Source organism: Alphaproteobacteria bacterium, assembly GCA_030680745.1.
In the GTDB taxonomy this organism is placed as follows: Bacteria; Pseudomonadota; Alphaproteobacteria; order JAUXUR01; family JAUXUR01; genus JAUXUR01.
The window spans coordinates 1-10,656 of record JAUXUR010000029.1 but is presented as its reverse complement, the minus strand read 5'-3'; the positions used below and the strand labels follow the sequence as shown (position 1 = coordinate 10,656).

Genomic DNA, 10,656 nt, shown 5'->3' with positions numbered 1-10,656 from the left:
GCAAACGGGTTCTTCAAACACCAATGCTTCGACGGCCTCCAGGTCGCACAAGCTTTTTATACACATGTTTGCGAATTTGGTCATTCCTTTTAAGTCCGACCCTTTTAGGTGGTGGGAAACTCGCAACGACGGGTTTCTATTCTTTTCAATATGTTACACGCATTATTTCGTGTAGATCTCTCAGGATCAAGTCGCAGGACGTAGGCGTCCGGTTGGGGAATTAATTTAAATCCAGCATAACAGGCACATGATCCGACGGACTCACCCAAGCGCGCATATCTTTAATGATTTGAGCCTTTTGAATCTTCGACGCCAAAGGCGGTGTTACCCAGATATGATCTAATCTACGGCCACGATCATTTTTGGTCCAATCGGGTGATCTATAGCTCCACCAGGAAAAAAGTTTTTCGTGGGGTGGGATAATTTCACGAATGCTATCGATAAAGTTCGATCCATGTTGCATTTTATTTAATAGATCGACCTCAATCGGGGTATGGCTTACAACATCTAAAAGCTGTTTATGCGACCATACATCTGTTTCAAGGGGGGCAATATTTAAATCACCCAAAATAACAGAGGGACGATTTTTGATTGACGTTTCATCGAAAAAATCTGTTAATGTTTTAATAAAGTTTAATTTATGCTCAAATTTGGGATTTTGATCTGGATCTGGTATATCTCCACCAGCAGGCACATACAGATTATGAAGCTCAATACCTTCGACTATAGCTGATATATGACGCGCATCTTTTTTGCCGCACCAATGTTGAACTTTAATATCGTGAAGAGGATATTTCGAAAGGATCGCAACGCCATTATATCCTTTCATGCCTTCAATGGCAGCATAAGGATATCCAGCTTCTTCAAGGGCTTTCAAAGGAAAATGAATGTTTTCCGTTTTTGTTTCTTGCAAAGAAACAACATCTGGTTTGAATTCATCTAAAAAGCGAAGAAGATTTGGCAGTCGTAACCGAACTGAGTTAATATTCCAAGAAGCAAATCGAATCATGAGGCACACGCATTTAATATGGTTAAAGATTTCAAAAAAACAATAGTTTACGCTGATCAAGTAACAATCTGCTATCAGGATAACAAGCCTATTTTAGATCAGATCAGCCTAACACTTATGCCTAAAAGTTTTCATTTTGTCACGGGGTCAAGTGGATCCGGCAAAACAACCTTGCTCAAAATGCTTTATTTTGAGCAAAAACCTGATCGTGGACGTTTTCTTTTGTTTGGTCAAGATCGTTATAAATTAACGATGCCTGAAATTCAGAAAATGCGTCAGCATATTGGCGTCGTATTTCAGGATTTCAGATTATTACCGCATTTAACGGCGCTTGAAAATGTTGCATTGCCCCTTAAAATAATGGGTGCAAAAAATCATGAAATGGAAACGCAGGCTAAAGAGCTTTTAGACTGGGTAGGTCTCGCGCATCAAATGAATGCTTACCCACACGCATTGTCGGGTGGTGAGCAGCAACGTGTGGCCATTGCGCGCGCTATTATCACGAAACCAGATTTATTGCTTGCAGATGAGCCCACGGGTAATGTGGATGATGTGATTGCCGTTAAAATTATGCATTTGTTTGAAGAGCTTAATAAAATAGGCACAACAATCATTATTGCAACGCATAATGAAGCGGTTGTGTCACGTTTTGCTTATCCACGATTACACCTTGAAAAGGGTAAGCTTTTAGAAATGGGCAATGTTACTAATAAAATTGAGGATGATTATTTATATGTCGCAAAAAAAACTCTTTTCTAATATTTTAATACAAGACAAATCTATTGGACGTTTTGTTATTATTTTGACCTCAATTTTAAGTTTTTTGGCGTGTTGCTCCTTATTGTTTTTACTCAATACGCATCGTCAATATCTTGATTGGCAAAAAGTATTGAATCAAACTTTTTTTGTTGAATTAATGCCTGAATCGAAAAAAGAAGATGATCTAGCAACCTTAAATAAAACGTTGCAATTTTTACAAAATACAAAGGGCGTTTTAGCGGTTCGTGTGATTCCAGAAGAAGAGGCAAATGCATTGTTGAAGCCGTGGTTGGGTGACGATGAAGAATCCCTTAAAAGATATAAATTGCCTGTACTTATTGATGTCACAACAAATTTATCTGTGGATGATCTTAAAAAATTAGAATATAGCCTTAAGCAACAATTGCCTTTTGTTAAAGTAAGTGCAAATGATGCTTGGACGAAACAAATGTCTCATTATTCGGGGTCTTTGGAATTTTTGAGTCTATTTATTTTTGGGCTTATTTTGCTTGGCCTTGTGATTATTGTGTTAACAGCTTCTAAAATGAGCGTTGTTTTGCAGCGACATTATGTTGATCTTTTAAAATTAATGGGTGCACCTTATCGATTTATTTCCAGACAATTTGAGAAATTTTTTACGTTTAAAGTGGTGATTGGAAGTTCTATAGGTATGTTGCTTGCGACATCTTTTTTTCATTTTTTCTTGATTTTGCAAGATGGTCAAATAACGATTATGCGTCATTTCTTAATGTATGAAGACGTTTTTTATCTTTTGGCGATTCCTATATTTCTTCTTTTGCTTTCTTATGTCGTTTCGCGTATAACGACCATGCATCTTTTGAAATTAGGACATTCATGACACGATTCTATAAAATTTTAATTGGGTCTTTTGTTTTTCTTTTTGGTCTTTGGCTTTATGGATTTATTTGGTATGCCCAAAAAATTCCAGGTGAAGTTAAAGATGAAACAACAATTACAGATGCAATTATAGTTTTAACAGGTGGTAAAAATAGACTTCAAGCGGGACTTGAATTATTGAGTCAAGAAAAAGCTAAAAAAATGTTTATTTCGGGTGTTCATGAGCATGTCACTTATAATGAATTGGCTGAACTCATGAATAATTGGCCACAGCATTATAAAGATAAAATTACCTTAGGTTATAATGCACTTGATACGCACGAGAACAGTCTTGAATCGGCTGAATGGGCAGAACATGAAAATATTCGTTCATTACGACTTGTGACAAGTGGCTATCATATGCGCCGTAGTTTGTTTGAGTTTCGAAATACAATGCCAGGGATTAAGATTGTGCCGCATCCCGTTTTTTCGGATAATGTGCAACAAAAACAATGGTGGCGTTTCGGTGGAACGGCTTTGCTTATTCTAAGTGAATATTCAAAGTATCTTTATGCACAAATTTTAAATATGCCTCAAAAAATAGGATTTTACATATGAAGATTAGATCAAAAATTCTTTTTATATCAATGTTTTTTGTCTGGACTATTTTCTTTGTTCTAGGCTCTCCTCTTTTATTATTACCAAAACGATTTGCCTTGCAAACATGCCAAAGCTTTGGGCACACAATGATTTTTTTGCTTAGAATCATTGGGGGGGTTCGTACAGAAATTAGAGGACTCGAAAAATTACCCAAAGGTGGATACATCTTAGCGAGTAAGCATCAATCAGAATGGGAAACCTTTGTTATTGGTTATATGATTAATTGGCCCATGTTTGTGATTAAAAAAGAATTATTATCCGTACCTTTTTTTGGTTGGTTTATGCGTCGTAGTGGTTTAATTGCAGTCGATCGTAAAGCGACAGGCGGTGTTATGCGTCAAATGGTTAAACAAGCATTACCTTTGCTTGCAGAAAACAAAGTGATTGTGCTTTTTCCAGAAGGAACACGTACAAAACCAGGTGTGCGCAGTAAATATAAAGCAGGGATCGCAGCACTTTATACACAAGCAAATGTGCCTGTCGTACCAGTTGCCGTAAATGCCGGTGTTTTTTGGGCGAAGCATGTCATTCACAAAAAAGGAACGGCTGTTTTAGAAATTTTAGATATCATTCCTGCGGGATTACCCCAGGAAGAGTTTTTGGCATTGCTTGAAAATACCATTGAAGATGCATCTATGCGATTATATGAAGAAGCACAATAAAATTCTCAAGATATGGACAAATTCGTCGTCAAATTTCTGCTTCCGGTACTCATGTACAAAAGGGTACATTCCGTTCCGGTTCTCATGAGTTTTCTTCAGCTAAAAACCATTAAGATCCACCGGATCTTAATGGTTAAGCTTCTGGAACACTCATTTTCTAGACTTTGTCTCATACTTTTGAGAATTAAGAAGTAATAAAAACTAAATAAGGAATTATGCTTTATGAAAAAATTATATATTTTCCTGGTTTCTTTGAGTTCTTTTGCAGTTGCAGCTGATAGATTGCCTGTCGACAATATTGCTGTTTTTTGTGCCACTTCAGAAAAAATCCATGAAGATTATAAAATGGCCGCTAAAGAATTAGGCGCATTATTCGAGCCTGGTCAAAAATTATATTTCGGGGGCGCAAAAGTTGGCCTTATGGGTATTTTGGCTGAAGCGGCTTTTGATAAAAGCGCAAATGTAGAAGGTGTTGCAGCGGAATGTTTGTTTAAATATAAAGATGCATTTTTTGATGATATTTCGCTTATATGGCATCCTACGTTAGGTATTCGTAAACAATATTTTGCCGACAAATCTGAAGCATTAATCGTACTGCCTGGTGGATTAGGTACCATTGATGAATTTATGGATTTGCTTGCTAAAAAACAACTTAACGAAAACAATAGCCATCAATTGCATATTGTTCTTGTGAATATTCGTGGATTTTGGAATCATCTTTTAAATCATATGAAACATGCGAGCACAGAAGGTTTTATTGACCCAAAACACTTAAATCTTTTTAAAGTCGTAAACACTGTCCAAGAAGCACCAAAAGCTATTCAGGATTCAATTGATGCGTCTGCAAATCCATTAAATGTTTTTGATGAATCACATCATTGGTGGCTTTCGCAAACAAAAAGTTAATGCATATTTTCTAGGAATGGTTTAATAAATGAGCCTTTAAAAATGTTCCTTTCATGATCTGTTGACAAAAGTTCGTAACATTTTGTAAGTTCAGCAACAAAGAATTCAAAATTATCTTTGTCTAAAATTAAGGTAGTAGAAATTGATTTATTTAAATCTTTAATAAATTTAAATAAATCACCTTTTTGTTCTTCAATTTTGTCAAAAAAATTCTTTAAAAATAAGATTCTTTTTTCGTTTCTTGTGTTTTCAAGGATAGAGCCTTCTGATAAAGCAAGTAATTTAAAATAATCTTTTAGATCATTGCCATTGTAATATGCTAATTGGAGCGCAAAAGAATCTGATGTATATCCTTTTTTTATTAAAAAATTCATATAATTGCTGGCTTTTTTGTACATTTTCCAATTTAAATTATTCGCTAATTTAGACAAGATAATAGCGCGTTCATATGTGTCTATTGTTCGAGCTGAATGTCTAAACAATTTTGGTGTGTGAAGTGAAATTTCTCTTTTTAAAAGGTTTTCAAAAATAGAGGGTACAATAAATTGATCTTCGTAGTCATTAAGTTTATTAAATAATTTTTGTTGCATCATATCAATATTTATTTTTTTGCTTAGCTTTATATGTTTTAGTGCATTAGGCTTTAATATGTGGATTCTTTTATCCCTAACAATTGTGGATGGTGTGATGCATTTCGAGATACATTCTATTGTGTTTCGCATTTCAAAAAAGAGATTATCATTGAAAATTAAAAATGAGTTAATACAATTTTCGAACGCAAATCTGTGAAGATGCTTGTTTTTTTTAAGATCAATAATATCTAAAATAGTTTGATTGCCAGTTTCATCATTAATTAAGGGTAAAGATAAAACAGTGTGTTCTGTTAATTGGGTGTATTCTTCCGTTTCATCTTGCATTTCTGAAAGTTGCTCATTGTTAGAAAGTTCTTCATCCTCGTTTGTATCATCTATAGAATCATCGTCAGAATGTTCTTCATCATCAGTAAACACGTCGTTCATATATGCAGGATTTGAGGCATAAGAACAATAAAGTAATCCATTATCAATATAAATGCCGTTAATTAAAAACGATTCATCGGCTGCACAATTAATTTGTTCTATAATATTAAATTGTTCAATATCTATAACTTTAATTTGTTTTTCAAGAAGTGCGTATAATTTTTGTTGATAAAAACTTAAATAATTTCCTTCACTTTCGCCAGGAATAGTTGTACCCAAGAATAATACATCAAGATTTTCGAAATTATCTCCAAAGCATTTAATTAAATATGTTTTCTTTTCGGCAGGTTCGGTTGTTAAAACAAATAAAGATTTTGTTTTTTCATTAAAATGAATATCTATAGGTCTGCGTTCTAAGTTAATTGTTGTAAATTTTTGTGTTTCAATATCATAAATATCAATTAAGCAATCTTCATGCGAAATAAGAAATAATTTATCATTGAATAATTTTACGTTTGAATAATTGGGATTGTTTTTATTTGTATAATTAGGGTTTTTTATAGGTATAATTAAGTCGTTTTTTAGTAAAATAAAATCATTTCTTGATAAAAGATAATATTCTTCATGGTAAGGTATGGCAAATCCTATAAGGAAAGGCATGGTCTTATGTGATTGAAATAACATTGTTTTTGTATCAAATAAAAAAAGATTATTTTCATTAAATGTAATTAATTTATCATGATTTGTATAAATACCATTTGGTATAAAATTGTAGGAAATTGTATTTAATTCTTTTTGCTTCATTGCAAAAACGACATTAAAAGAATTTAATAAAAAAATAGACAATAAAAACAATAACTTCATGATGATTTCCAAATTAAATTAAATAAAGTTATTTATTGTACTTGATTTAAATAGGATTTTACAAGAAATTTTTTCTTTTTGTTCTCTTTTTTACAGCAAAAAAATTTAATTTTAAAAATAATCTATGTTTTCTGCCAGAAATTTACATGATTAAAATGCATTGATTTTTTTCAAAAGGGTAATAGAATTATAAAAACACGGCCCTTTGGGTAATTAACAAAAATGTTTCATTCTAGGAGGATTTCTATGTTTCTAAAATCTCCCCGTAAGTTTACTTTTGCATCACTCACTTTTGCTTTAGTTTTATCAACTAATCTATTGTTTTCAGGTGAAAGTTTTGCTGTTGAACCTCAAGAATATTTTAATGATGGCCTTGCATTATTTAATGATGGACTTAAAGAAGCAGTTGATACAAATAAACAAAAATTTTTTACAGATGCCCAAACACTTTTTATTTTTGCACATAAAAAATTTCCTAAAGATAGCGCAGGACAAGCCGAATCACAATTATTCCAAGCACGCGCAAATGCGTTTATTGATGGTCCAATAAATGCCATTCCTTTGTTTAAAGAGGCAGTTGAGCTTTACCGTATCGCAGAAAAAGACGTTCTTGTAAAAAATGGTCTTGCTGATGCACTCTTTTATCAAGCTGAAAATAATTTAGCGATAGAAGTTTTGAAAAAGGATGAAGCGACTAAAATAGTCGAAGGATCAAGTAGCAAAAAAAGAAAACTAGCTTACGCAAATGAAGTACATGATGAAGCTAAAACCTTTTTGGAAGAATCGCTAAATTTACCACAAACACCTGAATTAAAAATTCGTACAGGCAGAAAATTAGCCTATCTTTGGACTGAAGATAAAGACAATCAAAAAGCAAAAGATGTTTTGCTTAAAATTGTTAATGTGATGGCCGATCCTAATCTTAGAGCAGGCACACAAAAAGAAATCATTGATTTTTGTCTAGAACTTGAAGGTTTAACCGATAATGCTAATTATCAGAGTGCTAAAGAAGCTTTGATAAAGATTGTTGATGAAATTGTTGACCCTGAATTTAAAGCTAAAACGCAACAACAAATTGGTGAATTCTTTTATACAGTTAAAGAATTGCCGAATACAATTTTTTATTTAACAAAAGCACGCGATTATTTTGCACAAAATATAGGTTCTTATTGGAGTCCTAAGGCTCGTGATGAAGTGGCTGTGGGCGAAATAAATGAAATGCTTCAGCATACGAAGTTTTTGACTGGATTATATGATCAATCTGTTGTGGATGGGCGTGCTGCAGAAAAATGGCTTAAAACATCTATAGAATCTGAGGAAAATAAAGGGAAATGGAATAGGGCATTACTTTCCAATTTACATCTATTGGGGAATGCTTATCTTAAAATGCACGAAAATGATCCATCATTAGGATATATAAATAGTGCTGAGAATACTTTTGATGAACTGGATAATCGTATTAATCTTCTTTTAAAGGATGCAGATGAAAATAATGATATTTCACAAAGTATGTTTTTGGATCCAGACTCAATCAAAAAATTATCTAGAAATAGTGACTATGTAGACTATTTATATGCCTATCAAATCAGATCCAATATTGGTTTAACTTATACTAAGATTCAGCAAAAAAAATATGCTGCAGCTGCAAAAACTTTAGATACTGCTGAAAAAACTATAAAATTGCTTAATGATGCTCATTCGAAAAACACTGTAAAACGTGTAATTCGTGCGTCGTTAGCTGTAGATTCGGCAAGACTATATTTAAGAATTTTTGAAACTGAAAGTAAAGGTCAAGACCAACGTGTTGCTCGATTAAATGATTTGGTAAGCAAATGGTCTTCGGTTTTACCTGAACAAATGGCTCCATATTACGCACCACGTCATTTATGGCGTTTAGAAATGACTTTAGGTGATGCTTCTTTCCACATGAATGATGTTGAATCAGCTAAAGCACATTATATGGAAGCTATAACAGAAGCACGTAAGGCTGGTTATAAACATTTTGAAATGGCAGCACGTGACCGTTTAGCTTTGATGCTTGATCAAAATGTTCAAGGTGAACTTAAAAACTTAGAAGCTTTTGAAAAAGAATTAGCTGAGCTTAAAACAGAAAAAACAGTTCTAGTTAAAGAAGCAACTGCTCTTAAAAAAGCTAAAAGCGATCAAGAAGAAGCTAAAAATACTGAAATTGTTGCTAAAGATCTGGTGATAACTGAAAAAGCAGCGCCTATTGCATCCTTAAAAGCAGCAATTGCTGGTTTTACAGCGAATAGAAATAGGGAAAGTGGTATTGCTGATAAGTTAAAACTTTTCTGCGAATTAAGAACGAGAGGCTATTTTGAAAGCAATGTCACTTATTCTGAAGATGAGCAAAAACTTTATTTGACCTATCTTGGTGAGGCGCCTGCACTTAATGTAGATCCTGCGCTCAATTCAAGTCAAATTGTTGATGATTATCAAGATGCTATCGTTAAACCAGCTGCTGCATCGGATAATAATCCAAAGGAAAATTTAGCTAAAGTCGTTGAAGAACTTAAAGAAACACTTGTTTTAGCCGATGAATCATCAAAGGTTAAAGAAGATATTGTTTCAGATCCTGTTGAAGAGGTTCATTTAGATGAAATTGTATCTTCTGATGGTATTAAGCATGAGACCGTACAGCCTTTAGATCTATTGGCAGGAAATCTTTTTGATGCATCAGAAGTGGAAAGCGATGAAGTTGATGAAAATTCGTCAAAAATGATAGATTTTGTCAATCAATTGGCGCAGGTTTATGAAGAACGTTCTTCAGATGATTTGTATCCAACGCCAAAATTAACGGATGATTTTCCAGATTTAACTACTTTGGAATTATGGAGTGATGAACAATCTGAAAAACCATCAGTGCTTGTGCAAGCATCTGTGCTTACACAATCATTACCAGAGCTTGAAGATCTTGATGATTATTTAGGTAAGGAAGTTGCGCTGCAAGCTCCAACTGTTTTAGGTGCTCCATCCAAGGAAAAAACTAAATCTAAATCCCCAAAAATCAATCATGCTCCTGCTATACAACGTATAATTGATAAAAAAAGAGGGAATCCAAAAAAAAAAACTAACAGAAGATAATAGTTCACCATTTGAATTATCTTTTGGTGAATTCCCATTCGATTTGTTTGAGAACTTAGGCAATACTGAATTTTCATTTTTCGGATGGGAGGGTTTTTTTAAATAGACTGAAGAATGCAGTGTATTTAATGTAACAAAGTGTAAATGACCCCAGTATTATAAAATGCTGGGGTTTTTTTTAATTATTTTTTAACTAGTTTTTATATAAAATGATTATAGGTACCCATAAGTCTTTAATGGATAGAATTAATTAAAATAAGAGGTGTGTTATGTCAAATGATTTACTCATATTCCCTCGTGAAAAAGTTCTCACAACAGCTGAAATATTATATCATTTGCCAGATTATCCTGAATTGTTACAAACCTACATCTGGCAAGAATTGGATTTAATGCCTAAGTTTCCATTTTTACATCAATTTTTAACCTTTTGGACAAAAAACCTAGATGGAAAACTTCATTCAGTTATTGTTGCAACACATTCTTTTTATGAACCGCATGATTATACATTTGCGCTTACTGAATTAAATATTCAATAAACTTTTCTAAAAAAGGTAAGAAAATATAGGGCTGTTGACATTTGGTTTAATAAAATGAGTGTATACTCGTCCCACACGAAAATAGCCGAGCGGTACGCAAGGCTGTTTGTGGCAATCCATACTTTTTGCTACAGCATTCGAAGTGTGGATTGCCGCTTATGCCCTCGTGCCTAAGCACTCAGACATTCTTCTAATGACCAAGACTTAAGATATTGATAACAAGTCATTTTTTTTGACATCATTTTCCGGTTTTCTTAACAGCACATATCCCAACGATTGAGCACGCGACATTATATTTTTTAAAACTCTGTCTTTGTATTTTTGCTCATAATAATCTGCGCCCAAATCTTGATAGGGTA

General features: G+C 33.4%; 9 protein-coding genes. 7 read left to right on the top strand and 2 right to left on the bottom strand.

Annotation, left to right across the window (positions count from 1 at the left end):
* Nucleotides 1–220: 220 nt before the first annotated feature.
* Complete coding sequence (gene xth / locus Q8L85_02640; protein ID MDP1723581.1) at nt 221–1,006, bottom strand: exodeoxyribonuclease III; 786 nt, start codon at nt 1,004–1,006, stop codon at nt 221–223.
* Nucleotides 1,007–1,027: 21 nt separating this feature from the next.
* On the opposite strand from xth, the gene ftsE reads away from it, so the two are divergent.
* From ftsE to Q8L85_02615, 5 genes are all read left to right on the top strand, one after another.
* Nucleotides 1,028–1,768 carry a cell division ATP-binding protein FtsE gene (gene ftsE / locus Q8L85_02635; protein MDP1723580.1) on the top strand — a complete coding sequence of 247 codons (741 nt, stop codon included), beginning with the start codon at nt 1,028–1,030 and terminating at the stop codon, nt 1,766–1,768.
* Nucleotides 1,743–2,627, top strand: a complete 885-nt coding sequence (locus Q8L85_02630; GenBank protein ID MDP1723579.1) for a hypothetical protein — start codon at nt 1,743–1,745, stop codon at nt 2,625–2,627. Before ftsE ends, Q8L85_02630 begins: the two co-directional genes overlap by 26 nt.
* On the top strand, nt 2,624–3,223 hold the full coding sequence (locus Q8L85_02625; GenBank protein MDP1723578.1) for a YdcF family protein: 600 nt from the start codon (nt 2,624–2,626) through the stop codon (nt 3,221–3,223). The genes Q8L85_02630 and Q8L85_02625 overlap by 4 nt, the downstream gene beginning before the upstream one ends.
* Nucleotides 3,220–3,927, top strand: a complete 708-nt coding sequence (locus Q8L85_02620) for a lysophospholipid acyltransferase family protein (GenBank protein MDP1723577.1) — start codon at nt 3,220–3,222, stop codon at nt 3,925–3,927. Before Q8L85_02625 ends, Q8L85_02620 begins: the two co-directional genes overlap by 4 nt.
* A gap of 222 nt (nt 3,928–4,149) precedes the next feature.
* On the top strand, nt 4,150–4,833 hold the full coding sequence (locus Q8L85_02615; protein ID MDP1723576.1) for a TIGR00730 family Rossman fold protein: 684 nt from the start codon (nt 4,150–4,152) through the stop codon (nt 4,831–4,833).
* Here the strand turns inward: Q8L85_02615 and Q8L85_02610 are convergent.
* Entirely contained in the window at nt 4,830–6,656 is a 1,827-nt protein-coding gene (locus tag Q8L85_02610; GenBank protein ID MDP1723575.1) for a hypothetical protein, read from the bottom strand. The genes Q8L85_02615 and Q8L85_02610 overlap by 4 nt on opposite strands.
* Nucleotides 6,657–6,902: 246 nt before the next feature.
* On the opposite strand from Q8L85_02610, the gene Q8L85_02605 reads away from it, so the two are divergent.
* Together Q8L85_02605 and Q8L85_02600 are read left to right on the top strand one after the other, a co-directional pair.
* Nucleotides 6,903–9,761 (top strand): hypothetical protein, encoded by a 2,859-nt coding sequence (locus tag Q8L85_02605; GenBank protein MDP1723574.1) that lies wholly within the window; start codon nt 6,903–6,905, stop codon nt 9,759–9,761.
* A gap of 269 nt (nt 9,762–10,030) precedes the next feature.
* On the top strand, nt 10,031–10,297 hold the full coding sequence (locus Q8L85_02600; protein MDP1723573.1) for a Usg family protein: 267 nt from the start codon (nt 10,031–10,033) through the stop codon (nt 10,295–10,297).
* The last annotated feature ends 359 nt before the right edge of the window (nt 10,298–10,656 follow it).

Coding starts and splice junctions, on each gene's coding strand:
- Q8L85_02620 (MDP1723577.1), top strand. CDS start 3,220: ATGAAGATTAGATCAAAAATTCTTTTTATATCAATGTTTTTTGTCTGG.
- Q8L85_02600 (MDP1723573.1), top strand. CDS start 10,031: ATGTCAAATGATTTACTCATATTCCCTCGTGAAAAAGTTCTCACAACA.
- ftsE (MDP1723580.1), top strand. CDS start 1,028: ATGGTTAAAGATTTCAAAAAAACAATAGTTTACGCTGATCAAGTAACA.
- Q8L85_02615 (MDP1723576.1), top strand. CDS start 4,150: ATGAAAAAATTATATATTTTCCTGGTTTCTTTGAGTTCTTTTGCAGTT.
- Q8L85_02625 (MDP1723578.1), top strand. CDS start 2,624: ATGACACGATTCTATAAAATTTTAATTGGGTCTTTTGTTTTTCTTTTT.
- Q8L85_02605 (MDP1723574.1), top strand. CDS start 6,903: ATGTTTCTAAAATCTCCCCGTAAGTTTACTTTTGCATCACTCACTTTT.
- Q8L85_02610 (MDP1723575.1), bottom strand. CDS start 6,656: ATGAAGTTATTGTTTTTATTGTCTATTTTTTTATTAAATTCTTTTAAT.
- Q8L85_02630 (MDP1723579.1), top strand. CDS start 1,743: ATGTCGCAAAAAAAACTCTTTTCTAATATTTTAATACAAGACAAATCT.